Raw genomic sequence first — 22,212 nt, 5'->3', positions numbered from 1 at the left:
GAATAAGGAGCCTTCGATGGAAAAATCAAAAGTCTATTTTTCGGATTTTCGTACTCAATCAATGGTCAATAATCTCCAACTGAAATTAATAAAATTGATGAAAACCGCTGGAATCGGAAATATTGATTTTTCACATAAATACGCAGCGATAAAAATGCATTTTGGAGAACCAGGAAATTTGGCTTTTCTGAGGCCGAATTTTGCCAAAACAGTAGCCGATGTCGTAAAAGAGTTGGGAGGCAGACCATATTTAACCGACTGCAACACATTGTATGTCGGCGGACGAAAAGATGAACTGGTACATCTGGACACTGCATATGAAAATGGCTTTTCAGTATTAAGTACCGGATGTCATATCATTATCGGAGATGGTCTTAAAGGAAACGATGAAACGATTGTTCCAATCGATGGCCAATACGTAAAAGAAGCGAAAATCGGCACAGCCATCATGGACGCGGATGTCATCATCTCGTTAACGCATTTTAAGGGTCATGAAGGAACAGGATTTGGCGGAACGCTGAAAAATCTTGGCATGGGTTGTGGTTCACGAGCGGGGAAAATGGACATGCACAGCAACGGCAAAGCCATGGTAAATCATGATTTATGCATCGGATGCGGGAAGTGCGTCAAAATTTGTGCTCACAACGCTCCGAATGTAACCAATAAAAAGTCAACGATAAACCTTCAAAAATGTGTCGGCTGCGGACGCTGTATCGCCATTTGTCCTGTCAATGCCATATCGCCGCAGGGAGACTCATCGAATGATATTTTGAACTGTAAAATTGCCGAATACGCTTATGCAGTTGTCAAAGATCGCCCGAATTTCCATATCAGTCTGGTCATGGACGTTTCTCCAAATTGTGATTGTCATGACGAGAATGATTTACAAATCGTTCCCAACGTTGGCATGTTCGCATCATTCGATCCGGTAGCATTGGATCAGGCATGTGCTGATGCGGTCAACCGTCAGCCTATAATTCCTGGAAGCTGGCTTGATGATGTGGATCGCAAATCCAACGACCATTTCCATAACGCCCATCCCAACACAAATTGGAAAGTTTGTTTGGATCATGCTGAAAAGATCGGGTTGGGAACCAGAAATTACGAGCTGGTAATCGTAAAATAAGTGGTATAATATCCTCCGTTGTGGGACAAAGAGCATATCATAATGTCCCATAGAAATTGCCCTCATGGCTCAATGGATAGAGCACCGGTCTTCTAAACCGATGGTTGCAGGTTCGAGTCCTGCTGGGGGCGCACAAACAAAACACACAACTTCACGAAACAAATCAATTGGGCAACCACAAGGGTTGCCCCTACACAAAAACGATCATCCCAAACCTTATCGATATCGGGCAACCGCAAGGGTTGCCCCTACAAAAAATCGGTTATCCATTTGTATAAAAAAATTTGTAGGGGCAGGGCTTGTCCCTGCCCAAAATAGGTCATGCCAGAGATAATACATCGGGAAACCGACCGTCCCTGCCCAGGATGGACCATGAAGAACCTTATCGACATCGGGCAACCGCAAGGGTGGCCCCTACAAAAAATCGGTTACCCATTTGTATAAAAAAATTTGTAGGGGCAGGGCTTGTCCCTGTCCAGGATGGACCATGACGAACCCTATCGATATCGGGCAACCACAAGGGTTGCATCTACAAAAAATCGGTTATCCAATTTCATCGTAGAGGCAGGGTTTGTCCCTGCCCAAAATAGGTCATGCCAGAGATAATACATCGGGAAACCGACCGTCTCTGCCCAGGATGGACCATGACGAACCATATCGATATCGGGCAACCACAAGGGTTGTCCCTACAAAAAATCGGTTACCCATTTGTATAAAAAAATTTGTAGGGGCAGGGCTTGTCCCTGTCCAGGATGGACCATGACGAACCATATCGACATCGGGCAGCCACAAGGGTTGCCCCTACAATAAATCGGTTATCCATTTGTATAAAAAATTTTGTAGGGGCAGGGCTTGTCCCTGCCCAAAATAGGTCATGCCAGAGATAATACATCGGGAAACCGACCGTCCCTGCCCAGGATGGACCATGACGAACCATATCGACATCGGGCAGCCACAAGGGTTGCCCCTACAAAAAATCGGTTATCCATTTGTATAAAAAAATTTGTAGGGGCAGGGCTTGTCCCTGCCCAAAACAGGTCATGCCAGAGATAATACATCGGGATACCGACCGTCCCTGCCCAGGATGGACCATGACGAACCATATCGACATCGGGCAACAGCAAGGGTTGCCCCTACCCCTGCCAAAATGTAAAATTTGGAAATGAAACTACAAATAAATGGATTATCGAGAGAGCGCTCATTATCTGGATAAATAACATTGACTGGCATTTATCATGACGTTAATCATTATTTTCAGATGAATAAATAAGGAATTCGTTGATTGAATCATGATTTGTTATTAGAATTACAGCGAAAACCAGTTGCAAAACGAAATCATTCTGTTGAACAGATTATTTGAAAAAGCAAAACAATATTATAATTATTGCCGAAATGAACCGTTAACCAATCTTATTCCCAAAGCACTTGAATAAAATTTTAAAGGTTTTCTCAAATTTCTTCACAATTTAAAAGGATTTATGAATTTTACAAGATTATGCAAGATATTCGAATTTTTGGCTTAAAACAGGAATTCATAAAATGGATAAATGCCGGAAACTCGGAAAGCTATGACCTGAGTGTCGTTGTTTCCTGTTTGGAAAAAGTATCAGAATATGCCATCCGTAAAAAAATATGTCAGACCAGTTTCTGGAATATATCGCAATATTTTACTTTTGAGCTAATTTATCAAAAATTATTAAAATCAGTCCAAATGCAAATCCTGGAAAGAAACACCTATAAGAAATTTATTCATGTGGGAAAACTTTATTTAAAATTTCTAAAGGAAAAGCCATATCTTCAGCAAGCCAATGAGCCGAACTTTTCGGTAATGACAATTGCAGGAAGGGATACCAAAGCAGACTCGGACACGGCAACAATTATTTTACCTACTATTCAAAATGTAGAAACAGCGATCAATCCTTTTGAAATGGATGAGAAAAATCCAACAATTGATCCATTCGAAACAGCAGTAGAAGAGACAGCAATTATTCCACTTGAAACAACATTGGATGAATTGGCAATTCCTCCATCTGAGATGGAAGAGGATGAACCGACAATTGATCTATTCGAAACAGTGTTGGATGAATCGGCAATCCCACCATCTGAAATTGAGGAGGATGAACCAACAATTGATCTATTCGAAACAGCAGTAGAAGAGAAAGCAATTATTCCATTCGAAATAACAATGGAAGCATCGGAATTCCCTCCATCTGAAATTGAGGAGGATGATCCGACAAGCAATCCATTCGAAATAGCAATGGAAACATCGGCAATCCCTCCATCTGAAATTGAGGAGGATGATCCGACAAGCAATCCATTCGAAACAACAATGGGTGAATGGGAATTCCCTCCATCTGAAATGGATTTTGAAGAAATAGAAATTTTTCCATTCGAAAAAGAAGTAGAAGAAACTGTAACCATTTCTTCTGAAACGAAAATTGAAGAATCGTCAATTCTTCCAAAGACAAAACAACCTGAAAAACGTTATTTAAAAGAAATCAATCCGGATGAGATGATTGCCTGGTTGATTACGCAGCGAAATGAAAATGGAACACGATATTTGAAATTTGTCGTCGAGCGATATGTCCACAGCCTGAAATATGCTCCGGCAAAATTAGACTTGCCTCCCGGAGTGAACCGGAATGTTTTTTCCTGTCAGTCGGTGGAGGAATTCAATATGCTTTGGGAGCGTTATAAGGCAGCTCCGAACTTCGAGAGTATTAACGAGAAACATTATGGCCGTCTATCTGAAGGATTGAACTGTCTTTCCCGATATGTATCGTATCTAACAGAAAACCAGAATGAAAAAATACTGTTTAATTTCATACAGAAACCAACACCTTCGATCGAACAGCCGAAACCCGATACCGCTCGTTCCGATCCTGGTAAGGTTGTTGACTTTAATAAACCGGAACAATATCAAAATACAAAACCGGTATCCTGTAAGATCCAAGGCAAAGAGATTTTTATAGATTCACAATATTGGAACAGCGTTCTGGTTGAAATTACTGAATGGTTAATAAAAGAATGTAATCCCTGTCTCCCCGTTCTGAATTGGATATCTCTTTATGGTAGTCAACCCTTTTTCCTCCACCAAAAACCGGGAAAAATCACCAGCAGGTTGCTTTCGAACGGCAAGTGGATCAGTGTCAATTACAGCGCGAATACGATCGTCACTGTAATTGGGAATCTTCTGCGGCATTGTAAAATCCCGTTTGAAGATGTGGTCATTACCTATGCGCCGGAAAATAGAATGATTTCTGACGTAAAAAAACAACTGCTTGTTCGAAATATTCCAAAAGTAATTGATGAAGCAGTGATCACGATAATTAAGGATATTTTGGTCAAGTACTTTCCGAATGGATTCAGGCTTGACTCTCCAATCGAGCTGAAGCGATTTCGCAATTATTCCGCGGATGATCATGCCGAAAACATTCCTCTTTTCGATGAAGATTTGCAAACAGTAATTCGTTTATGTGGAACATTATTTCAAGGAAAAGTATATGTTATTGAAGAAGAAACCGAAAGCAGGTTGAAAGAAGAGATTGATTCACAGACCACTTGCGGAGTGGAGATCATTTATTATTCTTCCTTTTATGATCGACATGAAAGCTGGTTATTTGATGGAAGGATAATCTCCGATGATATGTTAAAACAGATATTAATGAGTCTTTATCCAGCATTTACACACAAGCCAAGTTACTTCACGATCCATGATCATCGAAGCAGAGAATTGTCGATCATAAAAAATGAAATTCTTCGAATTTGGAACCATGATGTTTTATTAGATTACGATCAGATTGCAGCGCGATTGCCTTACATACCGCTTGAAAAAATCAAGTATGCTTTAGCGATGGATAATGGTTTTATTTGGAATTCGAAAGATGTATACACCCATATCGGGATGGTTGATATCTCGGAGGAAGAACGATTCTCAATCCAGGAATATGTCGAAAACACATGTCTTCTTTCTGGCTATGCATCCATCAACGATATTCCGCTTAAAGCAATTGAAGAACACAATAATGAATTATCGCTTACAGCAATCCATAGCGCAGTTTATTCAATAGCACTTTCGGATTACTATGACAAGCACGGTAAAATCATTACTCGTAAAGGCGATTCACTTGATGCACGTTTATTAATGAAAGAAAAGTGTCGTTCGATAGATACATGTTCTCTGAAAGAGTTGATTCAATATGAGCAAGAATTGACTGGTGATACATACACATGGATCGCTTTAGAAGCAGGGTATTCCATTTTAGTAAGGACATCTGAAGAAAGCTTTGTGGCTGAAAAATTTGTTCATTTCGATTGCGAAGCGATTGATTCAGCGCTTGATCTTTTTGTGACAGGTCAATATCTACCTTTGAAAGGTGTTACGACATTTGCTGCTTTTCCCGATTGTGGGCAGTTATGGAATCTGTTTCTCCTTGAAAGTTACTGTCGAAGATTTAGTAATCGATATCGATTTGATTCGTTGACGATGAACTCTCAAAATGCCGGGGTGATTATCCGTAAGGATTGCGGTCTTTCTTACCCTGAAATTATCACAGATGCAGTGGCTGCCTCCAACGTAGACCTTACGAAAACTGCAGTGATCGAATATTTGTATAAAGGTGGTTATCTTGGCAGACGAGTTTATAACAGAATCGATGAGTTGATTGAACAGGTAAAAACCCTGCGAGAAAGGGAACATTAATCTTGTATTCTTATACATACGACCGTATGACAGGTGGATTGTTGCTAAATACATCCCCTACTGGCTTTTCAAAAGAACCACGTCCGGTATACGCCCAGGAGCTTGACATTCTGGGTTTTGATCAATATTGGAACTATGACAAACAAATGGAACAGCCGTACATGTGGGCTGAGGCAAACACCTATTGGTATAGAGGTGTCTGTGTTGCAAAGTTGAAAGGCGGCAACCTGTATACCGCTCCGGAGATTATCATTCCGACAGACGAAAATGGTATTCCAATAGTACCCGAACCGGATGGGAACTTCCTGCGCCCTGTAGATATTCAGGCGATGGTCTCGGCAAACCTCGATATCCTTCAAATTATTGAGCAGACGACAGTTAAAAAAATATTAGCAGTCTATGAAAAATATAAAGGCAGACTTGATCTTTTTCATGTCGCATTTTCAGGCGGTAAGGACAGCGCTGTTCTGCTTGACCTTGTGAAAAAAGCGCTTCCAAAGGGCAGCTTTGTCGTTGTATTCGGCGATACCGGCATGGAATTTCCTGATACGTATGATGTCGTAAACAAAACCCAAAAGTTGTGCGAGCAGGAGGAAATTCCATTCTATATCGCAAAGTCTCACTTCGATCCGGAACAGTCCTGGAAGTTATTCGGACCTCCGTCAAGGGTGCTCCGCTGGTGCTGCAGTGTCCATAAAAGCACACCGCAAACACTTCTTCTGCGTGAGATCACTGGTATTAATAATTATATCGGACTTGACTTTGTCGGAGTTCGAGCACATGAAAGTGCCACACGAAGTGATTACAAATATGAAAATTTCGGAAAGAAGCAAAGAGGACAGTACAGTCATAATTCAATTCTTGAGTGGACATCTGCAGAAATATGGTCGTATATATATGCAAATAACATAGTTATCAATGAAGCATATAAAAAAGGAAACGGGCGCGCAGGTTGCTTGTTTTGCCCTATGTCAGGAGGCATAAGTGATTATTTTCGTAGGTATAACTACAAAACCGAGATCGATAGATATATCAATCTAATTAATCAAACATATGATGGAGAAAAACAGAAAAAAAATGCCGAATCTTATATCATTAATGGCGGTTGGAATGCACGTAAGAATGGAAGAGAAATCACTAACAATGCGAATCGTTGCATTGAAAAAATATATAATGGCAACTTGATTATTGAAGTTACAAACCCAAGGAACGATTGGACAGAATGGATAAAAACGATTGGTGTACTTCTCAAAAGGGAAAATAATTACTCCATATTTTTTAATGATTCTGTTTTTGACTTTGATCTAAAGATAAATAAGACAGGCTATATTGTTACTATTCCAGAAATAATCTTGAAAGATAATCCAGCCTTTGGAAAATTATTCCGCCAAGTATTTAGAAAAGCATCTTATTGCAGTGCCTGCCGTGTTTGTGAAACAAATTGTAGGAAAAGAGCAATTACTTTTTTAGAAGGAAAAATAAAAATAAATAATTGCAGTAGATGTCACGATTGTCATAACATAGATAGCGGATGTTTACTATTCCATTCCCTAAGACATCCACAAGGAGGAGGATCTTCTATGAAAAGCCTAAACTCATTTGCAGATCATGCGCCTAAACCAGAATGGTTGCGATCATTCTTTGAACTCAAAGAAGCGTTTTACTCTGAGCATACGCTAGGACCGATGATGTATGATATTTTTAGACGTTTCCTAAAAGATGCTTCTCTGAATGAAAAAAATCATTTCACCAAGTTTGCTTCATTGATTTCGAAAATTGGGTGGGAAACCAATACAGCTTGGGGTCTTATTCTTGTCAACCTTGTAAACGAGAATCCTCAAATTGAATGGTATATAGAGAGTCTGGACATCGGACATATCTATAAAAGGCAGGCAGTTGAAGATATGTTAATTGCTGCCAATGTAAAGCCTAAAGATGCAAAGTCCATCGTCAAAGCATTCAAACGCTTGACCGAAATACCACTAGGCATGAATCTTCATTTCGGTTATGTCACCGAGGAAGGTGACCTTGTTCGCACGAAGTGTTCCGTGTCTGACCCGCGCGTGCTGTTGTATGGTTTATTCAAATTCGCCGAGAAGTGTAATGATTATAAGGAATTTACTCTTGCCACGCTATTAAATGACAGCATCGACCGAGACGGGATCAGCCCGACAAGGATATTTGGGCTTGATCGGGAAGACATGACACCGCTGTTGTTGGGACTTTCTGCGAAGTACCCGGAATTCATTTCAGCGTCGTTTACGCACGACCTTGAGAAAATTACGCTTGCAAAAGATAAAACTTCATCAGATGTACTCGAACTTTTCTAAGGGGGGGAAAAAGATAATGCTTTACCGAGAATATTTTGATATTGACGACCAGTATTTTCCACAAATCAACGATTCCTCAATTGCTGAAGCAAGTCCGGATTTCTGGATGCGTACATATCCGCACGAGACATTCATTGATATGCTGACCAATTTAGAGCGTGCGCTTTCACGTCAGGAAAAGCGATCCCTTTGGATAGAAGGTGCATATGGGACAGGAAAATCTCAATGCGCTTATGCTCTGAAAAAGATTCTTGAAGTACCGGAAGAAGAACTCCGTGAATATTGGAATCGTTATGAACCGCTGAAAAATAAAGCCGATCTGCTTGAAAAAATTCTCGGACATAAACAAAAAGGCATCGTGACCGCCTATCGCTATGCCTCTGGCAGCATCGGTTCTCCGCGTGATTTTTTCCTTGCTATTCAAAACAGCCTGAAATCTTCGCTCGATGAACAAAAACTCTATGCAGGTGAAAATACGTTAAAAGAAAGCGTCATTGCCTGGATTGATGAACCCACACACAAGTTGTTCTTGGATGCCCTCTTGAAGAAACCGGAGTGGTCTGCACTTTTTTCTCAAACAAATGCGAATCAAGTATTAGATACGCTGCATAGGGGCGGCGAAATAAAAACGTTAATGGATAATCTTTTCCGTCTGGCTGATAAAGAAGGTATCACAGCATTGAACATTGATTCTGACAGGCTCATTGCCTGGCTGACAGACATTATCGATCAGAACAACATAAAAATCGTTTTTATATGGGATGAATTTTCTGACTATTTCAAGAACAACCGAGAGAGCCTTTCCGAGTTCCAGAAGATTGCTGAGCTTGTTAACCATAAACCGTTTTACTTGATTGTTGTAACACACGAATCAGGACAATTGTTCAACGCTGCTGATGCGACATGGACGAAAGTTCGCGATCGCTTCATCCCGGTACAAATCACATTGCCAGATAATATTGCGTTTAATCTTATCGGTCATGCCTTTAATGTGAAACCGGCAGCAAAAGATTCCTGGAATACAGTGGCGGATGATTTGAACAGCAGAGTCAGTACATCACGAGAAATGGTGATGAGAACCGCAAAAATCACAAATCCACAGGTAATGAAGGACATAATGCCGCTTCATCCGATGACAGCGTTGATCTTAAAGAACATCGCTTCTGCATTCAAATCGAATCAGCGCAGTATGTTTGATTTCATAAAATCCTCAGATATCGATCATGTGAAGGCATTTCAATGGTTTATTGAGACAACAGGTCCCTATGATAACCATCCACTCCTTACAGTGGATATGCTATGGAATTTCTTCTATGAAAGAGGTAAAGACAATCTGACCCCCGATATCAGGCTTATTTTGGATATATTTCCGCAACAGCAGAATTTACGGGATGACGAAAAAGCAGTCTTAAAAACGATTCTCATCATGCAAGCAATTGATCAACGGTTAGGCGGAACGATTGATCTGTTCAAAGCCACTGAGCAAAATTTGAGTTATGTTTTTGAAGGTATCACTTCGGGTTTAGATGTGTCTTGTAAACGATTAGCCAAAGGTTTAAAGGATAAGGGCATACTCGTTAATAACCCGATCAGTAATGGACGAGAAGTATATGTCGCAGCAGTACTGGCGGGTGACCAGACGAAAATTGATAATTATAAAAAGGATGTACGTCAAAATTGCACAACTGCGAGATTAGTAACAGAAGGTTCTCTTGCGAATGTATTGTCGTTATCACCTGCACTTCGCTTACGTTTTGAGTCCGAACCAAACACAGGAAAAATCACACCGGTAACGACAACAGATTTCACGCGTACCATTAACAGCCTTCGTGATCGTCCCAATGGATGGCATTTCCATGCTGTCATCGCATTTGCAAAAGACGATGCCGAAGCCAATACTTTCCGCAAAATGATCAAAAACGCCGCCGCCGAAAAGCAGTATGAACATATCATATTCATCGATGCACTTTCTACACCGCTTGGCATAGAAGCTTATGAGCAATATGTGGATTACTCTGCAATGGCACTGTACTATAATGGCAGCAATAACACCTCATCGCGGGAAAGTGCAGATAAAGCGCGTCACATTTTGGACCAGGAATGGAAGAATCGTATCTATAATGGTCGGTTCATCGTTTACTCATACGCAAATCAGGAAGGTGAAATACTTGGCAACGGGCAGGGAGTGGCAAGTGTTCTCCAGACTATTGTAACAACGCATTTCGAGCTAAAAGCCGGATTTCTTTGTGTTTTTGACTTTACAAGAAATTTAACTGAAAATCAGTTAAAACTTACAAATCCTGCTGCCGCCGCTAAAAGCGGAATTATACAGAGCACAAGCGGGGTCGTAACTGGGATTGAAAAGCATTTACTGTCTGCTGTGTGGAACGTCGATTCGTATTGGAAAAATCCTGCCTTTGCTTCTCTGCCCATTTCGAGAATCAAGATAGAAATTGACAAATTAATTGAAGATGCTTTTAATCGTGACGGGCAGATATCGATTGGTGATATATATGATTTTCTTGTAGAGAAGTATGGTTTTGCACCATGTAATCTTTCTGCTTTTCTTACAGGTTTTCTGCTGAAGGAATATAGCAATGAGCCGTATCGCTACAGTGATGTCGCCGGCGGTCATGATGTAATGGTTCCAGATAAACTCAAGGAAATGATTGGTAATTATATCGGGAAAAGTCCAAATCCAACATATATCGTAAAGATGACTGCTGAAGAAATGGCATTCTATGATCTTACTGAAAAAGCTTGGAGTATTCAGCCAAATTCATGTTCTTCAGCAAGCCAGGCGTCAATAGCCGTATCAGCAAAGATGCGAAGTTTTGGATTACCGGTATGGTGCCTTGCCGAAGTCGACGAAAATGATGTTTTTGATGTGGTTCAAAAATATATCGAACTTGTTCAGAAAGAAGGGAACGAAGCCCATAAGAAGGCGGTTGAAATTGGTAAAATCGCTATGGTAAAAACCTCACTTGCTGGCAGCTTGTCAGCCTTGTTAAAGATTGATAACTGTCAACAAGGTATGCTTGAGTTCCTGAAAACCTTTGAGGGAGGAAAGATTCTTTCACTTGCAGGAGAAATTGGAGCAACTGATAAAGTACTTTCCGATATTAAGGTTTTATTTTCAGTGAAACATTCCTGTTTATGGGATAAACAAACCGGCGAAAATGAAATTCGTAAACTCCTGACAGATTATGGCATTGTAAAAGAGAGCAATATCCTTCTTGCAACAGCAGCACATTCGCGAGTGGATGCATTCAAGGAGTGGCGTGAGCGTTTGAAATTCATCGGGATTTCCAGTGAGGCACTGAAAATGAAGATGCCGCAAATTGCAGGATTTCTTGATCTGTTGATGAGAATTTATCAACAATTGGATATGCTTCCCGATCAGATAAAAACCTTTTATGATGAACTCATGGCAAAGACAGCTGAGATTAAGTTCCTGCTGAATAACGATAAGGCAATCTTTTCCGAAATCTACGCCCCTTATCTTGAAAATCTGAGCGAATCAGATATTAGTGAGATTAAATGCAAATTACCTCCTGGAATGTTTGAACTTTCCAGAACCGACAGCAACGCAAAGGTGAAAGCAACAGCAGAGGAATTTCGCAGAAATCAATTAAAGACGCAAATGTATAAAATATGGAAAGATAAAACTGGTACAAAGAATCCATATGAATGGTCAAATCGTTACAGGACACCGATCCTCTGCTGTGTGTGTGAAAATGAGTTCGAGAGAGCTAAAACTGTATTCGATATTCTAAACAGAAACTGGGTGACAGACGCAGAAATCCAAACAGCAATTGAGTTCCTTGAATCAACAAGTCTTTTCGAAACCTTAGCAAACGAAGAGAAACGTAATGAAGCTTTTCTCCGCGGGATCATCGGTGAATATCGCATTTTACTTTCCAACGCAGATAAAGTGCGTGATGTTCTTGAACGTTTGACGGTTGATCCGTATAATTGGCGAGGAAATCCATCTGTTGAAAATAAAATAAAGCAACTCGCTGAAGCGGAATACAACGCCGGTGGCAGTGACAAAGCCTTGTTAAAAATCGACCATATGGACGATTCACAACTTAAGCAATATTTGAAGCGACTTGTTAAGGAAAATATGACTGTCGGAATAGAAATAATTTCGAGCGGGGGATAATAAAGGAATGTCTATTGAAAAAGTAAATGCGTACCTTGCCTCAAGTGTTTCTACACCTTTTTTTTATTCAGTTAGTGACCGAAATTATTTGAGCGTCAGAGAAAAATTGACAGAATCAGGATTTTCCATTGTTAAAGTTAGTGACTATTGTCAAAATGATGATAAGTTGCCAGATATTGATGGATTAATTAACGACCTTAGGACACTTGATAGTACTTTTGTCGGCAAAAAAGTAGCTTTGATCGGACTTGGTGAATATCTTACGCTTCGTGGAAGACGTGAGGCAGCAAGTGTCTTATCGCAATTAAAAGACCTGAATCTTGGAACTATAAAAGTGGTATTACTCTTATGTGGGATCGAAACACAAGTAAAAGATCTGCAATCCGATCCTCGCTTTGATAGACGCCGCTGTTGTCTTTCGGATGAAACTGATTGTAATCTTTCTATCACGTTAGTCTCCCCTGCAGTAGATATAACAGCGACGATGGGATTCAAAGCCTTATTAATGAAACTTGAAAACGACAAGACTGGTAATATTGCTGTAAAAACAGTTGTCAATTTAAATGACGCAATAGCAACGCTCCATAAGATTTCCAATTCATATGAAGGAATTCGGTTAACCTGCCCAAAATTTGATTTGCCATATTCATGTGGAAACGAACAACAATGGACCAGACTTCTTTCAGAAATAAATCAAAATAATGGTTCGTTTGAAAAAATATTTAAAAAATACGGATTCACAAATGATCTAAACATAGATTTTTATAATCTTGTTGCAGGTCTTGATTTCAGGAACTGGTTATATTTTATTTTTCTAAAAATAAGAATTAATGTATCTGGTTCTGGTTATTTGAATTATGTTTTGGAAATTACATCTCAATTTGATAAATTTAAGGATAATGTACTAAATGCAATTATTGAAATAAACCACACTGACAACCGTTTTCATTCGTTTTATTTAGAACGGAAGGCGCTGGTTGATAATTTTCCGGAATCTGAAATAGCGAATTTCGTCATCAACAACCGTAAAAACATTAATGAAAGTATTTATAAACTAACTGACAATACGAGAACAGAGCGTGAAGAAATAATTTCATGGGTTGTAAAAAATGGCATTCCATCCTGTCTCACGCTGGTTTATCCTGCATTATCGTCTTATTTAGAAAGATACGAGTTCAAATGTGATGGTTTATCTACGCTGTTAACCGATTATTTTGAAGCATACAAGAAACAGAAGGTTTCGAATAAGCTTGACAATGAATTTTTAACAAAGGTCGAAGAATTTGCCCAAAGCAGAAAATATAACCGTTTGCCAACTCGTAATGAAATAATTGAGAGATTGGTTAAAACTGATACCTATTTACTTTGGGTTGATGCCCTTGGTGTTGAATATTTGGCATTCATTTCCGAATTAGCTCGTTCTCTTGGTCTGTCACTCTCAATTTATATCGCACGTTCTGAGCTTCCCACGATAACGATAAAAAACCGTGGATTCTTTGATGATTGGCAAGAAAGTGGAAAAGAAAAAAACGAAGAACTTGATACGATTAAGCACAAAGAAGCAGGTGGATATAACTTCGAGAATAATGAATTACCAATTCATCTCGCAAGAGAACTGGAAATCATAACCAATGTTCTTGATAAAGCAGCAACAGAACTCGCACTGAGGCACTATAAACGAATTTTGATTGCCAGCGATCATGGAGCAAGCCGTCTTGCCGTTTTACGCCGCAAGGAAGAAAAATATGAGACAGATACCAAAGGTGAACATTCAGGGCGTTGTTGTAAATATTTTGAGCCGTATGATTTACCTTTTGCTGCCGAAGAGAACGGTTATCTGGTGCTTGCTGATTATGGAAGATTTAAGGGAAGTCGTGCTGCGAATGTTGAGGTTCATGGCGGAGCTTCTCTGGAAGAAGTTGTCGTTCCTGTTATCGAATTAAAATTAAAAAATGAAAATATAGATATTTCTCTCGTTGAGCCAACTGCGACAGTTGATTTCCGCGATGGAACAGCAATCACGTTATTCTCAAAAAGTGAATTCGAAGATGTTTCAATTGTTTTAAAAGGTAAACGTTATCCCGCTGTTAAAATTGATGCCAATCATTATTCTGTAACCCTGTTCGATATAAAACGTACGGGAGAATATCCCGCAGACATTTACGTTGGAGATGATTTAGTCAGTAAAATCAAGATTATAGCACTGGGTAAGAGCGGCAGGGTCAATAATGAATTTAACGAATTATTTTAGAAGAGGCTCTAAATGATTGAAAAACTCAGGAACTGCTTTGATGAGATGGTTGTTTACAAGGATCTCAAGAAAAGTAATTTTTTTTCAGCATTAAGTCTTCCGTCTTTTATGCGCGATTGGCTTTTAAAGAAATTTGAGGATGAGAATGGGGTTTTCGATTCAGACGAGCTGGTTCAATTTGTGCGAACATACTTGCCGCGTAAAGATGATTGGACAGCCATAAAGAACAAGCTGATAATCGAAAATGAGCGAGTCAAATTCCTTGCAAAGGTATCAGTAGATATCGATATCAAGACTGGAGAAGTTTCCTTTTCACTTCCAGATTTTGGATTGACAAGCAAAGATACCATCATTGAAGATAAAGTGTGGGATGTTTGCAAGGCGGATCTAGTAAGCAGCCGAGAGACTTGGGGAATGGTCGAATTAGGATACCGCCCTCCTGATGACCTCGATATAGAGTATTCAAGAAATAAGACAAAAAGTACAAATAAGGGAAAAATAAAGCTGACAGCATTCAAGAGTTTTTGCCCATATACAATCGACATTGACTTCTATAAAGATGCTCGCAGGGAATTCAGTACTTCGGAGTGGATAGATGTGCTCTTGGGGGCGGTCGATTATAATGCAAGTGGCTATCTTGGCGATGAGGAAAAGAAGCTGACAATGTTGACGCGATTGCTACCTTTTGTTGAGAAACGTCTAAACTTAATCGAACTTGCTCCCAAAGGAACTGGAAAATCATATCTTTTTGGTCGTGTCAGTCGTTTTGGTTGGCTTTCAAGTGGTGGTGTGATGAGTCGAGCAAAGATGTTCTACGATATCTCAAAACAAACTGAAGGACTTATATCAGGTAATGATTATGTAACACTTGATGAGGTCCAAACGATATCATTTCCCGACGTAGATGAAATGCGAGCGGCGCTCAAAGGGTATCTTGAGTCCGGTTTTTATACCGTCGGAAATTTCAAGGGGACATCAGAAGCAGGCGTTATCTTATGCGGAAACATTAAGAAAGAGACGATGGATTACGATGGGTATACCAACATGTTTGAGGAGCTCCCTGTGGTGTTCCACGAATCCGCATTGATCGAACGTTTTCATGGCTTTATTAAAGGGTGGAATATTCCTCGCATGAATGATGACTTGAAAATTTCAGGTTGGGCACTAAATTCTGAATATTTTTGTTCCATCCTTCATGAACTTAGAAATGACATGAGCTATCGGGCTGTTGTAGATGAACTCGTTGAAGTTCCTGAAGCTGCAGATACTCGTGATACAGAAGCGGTGAAACGTATTGCAACAGCTTATTTGAAGCTACTTTTTCCAAACGTTCGTGAGCCAAACGATATTTCTTGTCGTGAGTTTAAACGATATTGCCTTGATAGAGCTCGTAAAATGAGAGATACCATAAAGTATCAATTAGGTATTCTGGATGTGGAATACAGAGGGAAAGATATTCCTGTCTTTAGTATAAATCCTGAATATGACAAAAAAGATGAGTGAAATTATTAACGCGCAGAAATGTTATGTCTGCGGCAAAGAAAATCTCAGCAAGAATGAAATTGGGCTTACGAAAAAATTTCTTAGTAAAAGATCCAAGATTTTTTATTGCATAGATTGCCTTTCTGATTATCTTGATGTGGATAAAGACTTTCTGATGGAAAAAATTGAGGAATTTAAGGCACAAGGTTGCGATTTGTTTTAAAGGTTTCAATAGTGTGATTTACATAGATAACGCTGCAACAACAAAAATTTCTGAGTTGGCTTATGAAAAGATGCTCCCGTATTTGAGAGATCAATACGGCAATGCCTCCAGCCAATATGCAATCGGGATACACGCGAAAGCCGCTATCGAACATTCCAGACAGCAAGCGGCCAATGCGATTGGCGCACAACCATCTGAAATTATTTTTACGTCTGGAGGCTCCGAAGCCAACAATTGGGTGTTGCGAAGCGTCTCTGAGACGTTTCCAAATCAGGCAATCCATCTGATCACATCATCGATCGAACATCATTCTGTCTTAAATGCTTGCTATGCCCTGGAAACGAGCGGTATAGAAATCACCTATTTACCAGTTAATCAAAATGGGATAATTGCTATGGATGATGTAAAAGCAGCGATCAAACCAAACACGAAACTCGTCTCATTGATGCTCGCAAATAACGAAATTGGAACCATTCAGCCAATCGCGGAAATTGGAAGATTTCTCCAAGGGAAAGAAATTCTTTTTCACACGGACGCTGTCCAGGCTGTCGGTCATATTCCAGTCGATGTCAAAGAACTGCACGTTGATTTTCTTTCCGCTTCAGCTCATAAGTTTAATGGAGCCAAGGGGACTGGTTTTCTGTATAAGCGTTCTGGCAAAAAAATTATTCCACTGATCCATGGCGGAGGACAGGAACTCAGTTTTCGTGCTGGGACAGAAAACGTTGCTGGTATTGTCGCGCTGGGTTATGCGCTGGAAGAAAATGTTGCTGAGATGCAGGCTACAACATCCTTGTTAAAAATACTGGTTGATAGAACTGTCAAAGGTATTCTGAAAAAGCTGCCTTTTGTATCCATTAATGGCGATTATGAAAAGCGTTTGCCAGGAACAGTGAATCTCAGATTTGAGGGGATTTCTGGAGAATCCCTGATGCATCTGCTTGATTTAAAAGGAATTTGTGTCTCTACCAGTTCCGCTTGTAATGCGGGATATGATACACCTTCGCATGTACTTCTTGCATTGGGACAATCTGAAGAAGAAGCAAAATCAGCAATTCGGATTTCTTATGGCCGGTACAATACATTGGAAGAAGTTGACAGCATTGTTAAAAATATCTGCAATGCTTGCAGCAAAATTAAATATGCCATGAAACAATAATTCAGATAACAACCTCCTATAGTATTTTTTGGAATTGTATAAATAATTCATAGGTTCCTATTTAAACATCACCCTATGCATCATCGAAAAAAGAAAAGAAAAAAATGGACTTTCCCACGAAACAGGTTGATTAAGAATATCAAGGGATGAAATCGATAAGGCAAATGGGTTCGATCGATCCTATCTTGTATTTTTGAAAGACTTTTTCATATTACGAATTACTGAAATACTATTCAAACCTCCAAGAATTTTGTATACTGATAAATAATATAAGCAATATAGTTTGTTATAAATCGCAGAATATTCTCAATATAAAAAAAAGTTTTCTTGGAGGAGATATGAATACAAAACGATTATTAATACTGATTTTGGTCTTTCTTTCAGCAGCATTCGTTTCCGCGCCTCAGTCAAACTCCCTTGAATTTACAGGAGTAGGAGATGATGTCATCACTGCTGAATTTAGCGTAGCTGATTACCCTGTTATGGAAATAGAAGCCATATGCGAATATGATTATGACTATATTACTGTAACCTTGTTCGGAAGCAACGATGAAGAAATTTCAGCTTTTTACGACTCCTGCGAAAAAACCGGACAGATTTATTATGCGAATAATGAAATTGATCAAGTTGAATATCTCCAAATTTCAGGAGCAGTAGACTGGACCCTAACATTTCTTCCGATCAATGATGCAAATATCGAAACATATACAGCGCCTGCAAAAATCGAAGGATCCGGTACCGCCTTCTTCATTGTTAATAATCCGGGAAAAGTATTACAGTTCGATTATTCCGGTGATGATTATGTACAGGTCTACCAATACTCCGGCGAAGGCGTAAAAGGATGGGATGGATATAAACAGCTCTTCTACGAACAAGGACCATATTCCGGCAAGACAATCATCAACCCGAAATTTACAATCTTCCAGATTTTTTCATCGGATGCATGGTCATTTGATATCAGTGGATCAGGAGGTTCAAAAACGGAACAAACGCCAGTCGCAGCGCCCACATCCGTTTCACTTTTCCCGACAAAAGCTCCGACCGAAGCACCTGTAGAGACAATCGCCGAAAATAAGAGCCCTGATTTTCTGACTTTATATGGAGATAGAGCGTCTTTCCCTGACTATGACAACCAAATGCAATTAGCTGCTTCTTCCTTTGGTTTGCTTGGCGGAAAATATGTAAATAATTGGGAACTGTTTACCTATACAGGCGATTTCACATTAGAAGAATTAGCTAACCAGCTTTATGATTTTTACGCAGAGGAATATGCTGATGATGGCTACACGAAATTCGCGGAACCTCGTTTGTTCCCATTGGTTCTTATGGATGAAGATTTGGGTGAAGGTTATCAGATGCTCCTGCAAAGAGACACGGACAGGATTTGGATTGTTGTTTCTGAAAGTCCTGAGCAGGAAAAAGGGGTATTTGTTTTCTACTGCAATACATCGGCAGCAGGATAAAAAAGCAGCTATACGAAAAAAGTAAATTTGAATTTAAAATAGCTGATAAAACTGTTTAGCCCATATGAGAAAAGGCCGATAGGTTTAAATGTATCGGCCTTTTCGTTGGTCAGTGTCAGCAATCATTAATTCCTATGAAAATAGAATTCGATTTTCATCATCGGATGTGGTATTTCTTTCATCTGCTGTTTGAAATAATGATTGATCTGTCACTGCGATCATTGAGAAGCAATCTATTTCCGGATGGCGCTCTGCCTTACCTGTGGCGGGGAAATTGCCACGCCCATCCAGGGTAATAACAATGACAGGTTCCTGATAGCAATTCCGTTCTGTAATGGAAGAAATTGATATAACAAACTCATAGATCTCTTTTCAGTATAATAATAATCAAAATACGTCAGTACTTGGAGAGTATATGGCTTCAGCAGAGATTATCGCAATTGGATCAGAATTATTGCTGGGAGAAACACAAGACACAAACACGCTTTTCTTATTATGCAAATTACGAGATTGCGGTATCAATGTTTTTCGTACGACAATGATTGGAGATAATGTCAACAGAATTTCAAATGCCATCCAGGAAGCTTTAACGCGATCCGATATCGTCATTACCACTGGGGGCCTTGGTCCAACAGTTGATGATCCGACTCGTGAAGCGGTTGCTCTTTCGTTTGGTTGCAATCTGATTTTCGACAAACAACTGTGGGAAAATATCCATGAGTATTTCAAGAAAATGCAGCGAAATCCTACAGAGAATAACAAACGTCAAGCTTATCTGCCTGAAATCGCTGAGCCAATCCTTAATCCTGTCGGAACTGCGCCTGCATTTTATATACATCAGAATAATAAATTACTGATATCATTACCTGGCGTTCCGCTTGAAATGAAATATTTGACTGAAGAAACAGTCATTCCGTTGTTAAAAAAAATCTATTCAGAAAATGAAGTAATTCTTGTTCGCACGCTGCACTCCTATGGCTTAGGAGAGTCGGTTATTGATGAATTAGTCAGCGATTTGGAAAAGGCATCCAATCCGACATTAGGTTTGTCGGCGAAATTCGGACAAATTGATCTTCGCATCACGGCAAAAGGAAATACATTTCTGGAAACAAAAAAATTAATTTCTGACTTTGAGAGTCAAATCCGTAGAAGGTTGGGGATCAATATTTTTGGCAGTGATGATGAAACGCTTGCATTGGTGACCAATCGAATGCTTTATGAAAAAGGGATTCAACTGGAAACTTTAGAAATCAATACGAATGGATGTCTATCTGCGGCAATTGAGCCGAAAAATCTTTTCAGTCAAACGATAAAATCAGAAGATCCGGATAGCCTGACTTCAGATGATATTTTTATGAAACACATTGCAGAAACAGGTTACCCTTATAGTATTGCTTTAATCAATCGAAAAGACAAAATGCAGAATCAGATTCATTCTAAAATTTATTTTAAGATGAATACGAATATTTACCACAAAGAGAGATTTTATAACAGTCTGACCTTTTCCGATGAACAACCTGTGTTACTTGCTATGGAACTCATTCGTGAAACGATTCTCAACGAAGCGAATACCGAAACCGAAATGAATTAAAAAGCAGCTGAAGCAATTTTTTTGATACTCCTTGTCAAGGGTGATTTATGTCACAAAAAATGAATGTCCTTTTTGTAATTTCTGAAGCAGAGCCATTGATTAAAGTCGGTGGATTGGGAGATGTTGGCGGTACACTTCCTTTGGCGTTGAAGAATTTGCCTGAAAGTATGACGGATCCTTATGTAATTGACATAAAAGTTGTCATACCCTATCACGATCAAATAAAAAGGAATCAATGGCCTGTTGAACCTGTTGTATCTTTTAAGGTATTGAGCAGGAATGGTTTTATAACAGCAAATGTTTTTCGGGCATTAAAAACCGATCTGCCAATTTATCTGATTGATGGAGAACCAATCCAAAATACTGGAACCTATAGCAGTGATACTTCCATTGACACAAAAAAATATGCCTTTTTCTCCATAGCTGCTTTAGAATTTTGCCGTGCAATTAAGTGGAAACCGGATCTACTGCATGCGCATGATTGGCATACTGCAGTTGCTATTCAAAAATTGTCTCAAATTCGATCGTATGATACTTTTTTCTCTCAGACCAAATCATTATATACAATTCATAACTTGCCGTATTCTGGGGGAAATCATCCGGAGATTTTATATGCTTTTGATATTCATCAAGCATTTGATCCTGAAATTCCACAGTATATGCGCAATTTACCAATGGCATTAGGTTTGGATGCTGCAGATCATATTAATACCGTTTCCAAAACGTATGCAGAAGAAATTATGACCGACGGTTTTGGAAATGGATATCAGAATTACTTGCGGTCTCATTCAGGAAAAGTCTCAGGAATTATCAACGGGATCATGATGGAGCAATGGAATCCATCTGCGGAAAAAGTGCTTTACAAGAATTATTCGGTTGACACCTTATCGGATCGGATTGAAAACAAAAGAATGTTGCAACAGGAATTGTGGCTTCCAATAAAAGATCAGACGGTGCTTTTTGTAATGGTCGGAAGGATGACGTATCAAAAAGGATTTGATCTTTGTGTTCAGGCGCTGCGCCAGATGCGAGACCTGGATTGGCAAATCATCATTCTTGGAACCGGAGAAGACTCTATTCAAAAAACTTGTTTATCTTTATCCAACGAATTTCCTGATCGTGTCCGTACGGAATTACGATATGATGAGCCATTATCCAGAAGGTTATATGCGGGAGGAGATATTTTGCTGATGCCTTCACGCTATGAACCCTGCGGCATTGCACAAATGATCAGTATGCTGTATGGATGCATTCCTGTTGCTTGTGCAACCGGAGGATTGAAAGATACGATAAAAGATCCGTTTGATTATCCGGATGAATATACTGGCTTCTTATTCTCTCATCCAGATGTCTCTGCAGCCGAATGGGCAATGCGACGATCGATTGAGTATTTTCAAGATCAGGATAATTGGAGACAGATACAGGTCAGAGCGATGAAGCAGGATTTTTCCTGGGAAAAATCCGCCAAAAAATATTTCGATCTATACAAATCAATTCAGTCATCCAAATAATCAGTAATTCGAAATTTGGAGAGGATTCGTTATTGTTGTGATACTTTTACGCTAAATCAAAAGACCTCTCAACAATAATTTGTTCCAGATTGAGTCAGAGAGCAAGTCAATAATTCGAATTACTGCCCGTATTTTGAATTACTGGCAAATGATATAATGAGTATACAATAATTCGAAATATGAATAGAATTTCTTGTTGTTCTTATGGT

General features: G+C 39.4%; 14 protein-coding genes and 1 tRNA gene. 11 read left to right on the top strand and 4 right to left on the bottom strand.

The window, feature by feature from the left end; translation table 11 throughout:
* Positions 1-16 precede the first annotated feature (16 nt).
* Together ATC1_RS11810 and ATC1_RS11805 are read left to right on the top strand one after the other, a co-directional pair.
* Positions 17-1,126 (top strand): DUF362 domain-containing protein, encoded by a 1,110-nt coding sequence (locus ATC1_RS11810; protein WP_062282343.1) that lies wholly within the window; start codon positions 17-19, stop codon positions 1,124-1,126.
* Between the two features lie 58 nt (positions 1,127-1,184).
* Positions 1,185-1,257, top strand: a tRNA-Arg gene (locus ATC1_RS11805).
* An 85-nt stretch (positions 1,258-1,342) separates the two neighbouring features.
* On the opposite strand, the gene ATC1_RS14755 is transcribed toward ATC1_RS11805, so the two are convergent.
* The 3 genes from ATC1_RS14755 to ATC1_RS11800 form a co-directional block, all read right to left on the bottom strand.
* Positions 1,343-1,531: a hypothetical protein gene (locus tag ATC1_RS14755; protein WP_152024312.1), complete on the bottom strand. Its 189-nt coding sequence runs from the start codon at positions 1,529-1,531 to the stop codon at positions 1,343-1,345.
* Between the two features lie 92 nt (positions 1,532-1,623).
* Entirely contained in the window at positions 1,624-1,803 is a 180-nt protein-coding gene (locus ATC1_RS14750) for a hypothetical protein (RefSeq protein ID WP_152024311.1), read from the bottom strand.
* Positions 1,804-1,998: 195 nt separating this feature from the next.
* Positions 1,999-2,250: a hypothetical protein gene (locus tag ATC1_RS11800; protein ID WP_062282340.1), complete on the bottom strand. Its 252-nt coding sequence runs from the start codon at positions 2,248-2,250 to the stop codon at positions 1,999-2,001.
* A gap of 371 nt (positions 2,251-2,621) precedes the next feature.
* On the opposite strand from ATC1_RS11800, the gene ATC1_RS11795 reads away from it, so the two are divergent.
* The 7 genes from ATC1_RS11795 to ATC1_RS11760 all read left to right on the top strand — a co-directional run bounded on the left by ATC1_RS11795 (position 2,622) and on the right by ATC1_RS11760 (position 18,901).
* Positions 2,622-5,828: a hypothetical protein gene (locus tag ATC1_RS11795; protein ID WP_062282337.1), complete on the top strand. Its 3,207-nt coding sequence runs from the start codon at positions 2,622-2,624 to the stop codon at positions 5,826-5,828.
* A gap of 41 nt (positions 5,829-5,869) precedes the next feature.
* The gene (locus tag ATC1_RS11790) at positions 5,870-8,158 is read left to right on the top strand and encodes a phosphoadenosine phosphosulfate reductase domain-containing protein (protein WP_236688133.1); all 2,289 of its coding nucleotides are present in this window, start codon (positions 5,870-5,872) and stop codon (positions 8,156-8,158) included.
* A gap of 16 nt (positions 8,159-8,174) precedes the next feature.
* The gene (locus tag ATC1_RS11785) at positions 8,175-12,323 is read left to right on the top strand and encodes a hypothetical protein (protein ID WP_062282329.1); all 4,149 of its coding nucleotides are present in this window, start codon (positions 8,175-8,177) and stop codon (positions 12,321-12,323) included.
* Between the two features lie 7 nt (positions 12,324-12,330).
* Entirely contained in the window at positions 12,331-14,574 is a 2,244-nt protein-coding gene (pglZ, locus tag ATC1_RS11780) for a BREX-4 system phosphatase PglZ (protein ID WP_062282325.1), read from the top strand.
* Between the two features lie 12 nt (positions 14,575-14,586).
* Positions 14,587-16,077, top strand: coding sequence for a BREX system Lon protease-like protein BrxL (brxL, locus tag ATC1_RS11775; RefSeq protein WP_062282322.1), 1,491 nt, complete (start codon positions 14,587-14,589; stop codon positions 16,075-16,077).
* 215 nt (positions 16,078-16,292) lie between these two features.
* Entirely contained in the window at positions 16,293-17,438 is a 1,146-nt protein-coding gene (locus tag ATC1_RS11765; protein WP_062282320.1) for a cysteine desulfurase family protein, read from the top strand.
* Positions 17,439-17,776: 338 nt separating this feature from the next.
* Entirely contained in the window at positions 17,777-18,901 is a 1,125-nt protein-coding gene (locus ATC1_RS11760; protein WP_062282318.1) for a hypothetical protein, read from the top strand.
* Positions 18,902-19,134: 233 nt separating this feature from the next.
* Here the strand turns inward: ATC1_RS11760 and ATC1_RS15100 are convergent, their stop codons facing one another.
* The gene (locus ATC1_RS15100; RefSeq protein ID WP_269079296.1) at positions 19,135-19,263 is read right to left on the bottom strand and encodes a hypothetical protein; all 129 of its coding nucleotides are present in this window, start codon (positions 19,261-19,263) and stop codon (positions 19,135-19,137) included.
* Positions 19,264-19,316: 53 nt separating this feature from the next.
* Between ATC1_RS15100 and ATC1_RS11755 the strand changes: the two genes are divergently transcribed.
* Both ATC1_RS11755 and ATC1_RS11750 read left to right on the top strand, forming a co-directional pair.
* Positions 19,317-20,492 (top strand): molybdopterin-binding protein, encoded by a 1,176-nt coding sequence (locus tag ATC1_RS11755; protein WP_062282315.1) that lies wholly within the window; start codon positions 19,317-19,319, stop codon positions 20,490-20,492.
* Between the two features lie 47 nt (positions 20,493-20,539).
* Positions 20,540-22,003 carry a glycogen synthase gene (locus ATC1_RS11750; RefSeq protein WP_062282313.1) on the top strand — a complete coding sequence of 488 codons (1,464 nt, stop codon included), beginning with the start codon at positions 20,540-20,542 and terminating at the stop codon, positions 22,001-22,003.
* Positions 22,004-22,212: the final 209 nt, after the last annotated feature.

This window comes from Flexilinea flocculi (genome assembly GCF_001192795.1).
GTDB lineage: Bacteria > Chloroflexota > Anaerolineae > Anaerolineales > Anaerolineaceae > Flexilinea > Flexilinea flocculi.
This window is presented reverse-complemented; position numbering and strand designations above follow the sequence as displayed.

Excerpts from the sequence above, each read along its gene's own strand:
- ATC1_RS11810 (WP_062282343.1), top strand. The coding sequence starts at position 17 with ATGGAAAAATCAAAAGTCTATTTTTCGGATTTTCGTACTCAATCAATG.
- ATC1_RS11795 (WP_062282337.1), top strand. The coding sequence starts at position 2,622 with ATGCAAGATATTCGAATTTTTGGCTTAAAACAGGAATTCATAAAATGG.
- ATC1_RS11785 (WP_062282329.1), top strand. The coding sequence starts at position 8,175 with ATGCTTTACCGAGAATATTTTGATATTGACGACCAGTATTTTCCACAA.
- pglZ (WP_062282325.1), top strand. The coding sequence starts at position 12,331 with ATGTCTATTGAAAAAGTAAATGCGTACCTTGCCTCAAGTGTTTCTACA.
- brxL (WP_062282322.1), top strand. The coding sequence starts at position 14,587 with ATGATTGAAAAACTCAGGAACTGCTTTGATGAGATGGTTGTTTACAAG.
- ATC1_RS11760 (WP_062282318.1), top strand. The coding sequence starts at position 17,777 with ATGAATACAAAACGATTATTAATACTGATTTTGGTCTTTCTTTCAGCA.
- ATC1_RS15100 (WP_269079296.1), bottom strand. The coding sequence starts at position 19,263 with ATGAGTTTGTTATATCAATTTCTTCCATTACAGAACGGAATTGCTATC.
- ATC1_RS11755 (WP_062282315.1), top strand. The coding sequence starts at position 19,317 with ATGGCTTCAGCAGAGATTATCGCAATTGGATCAGAATTATTGCTGGGA.
- ATC1_RS11750 (WP_062282313.1), top strand. The coding sequence starts at position 20,540 with ATGTCACAAAAAATGAATGTCCTTTTTGTAATTTCTGAAGCAGAGCCA.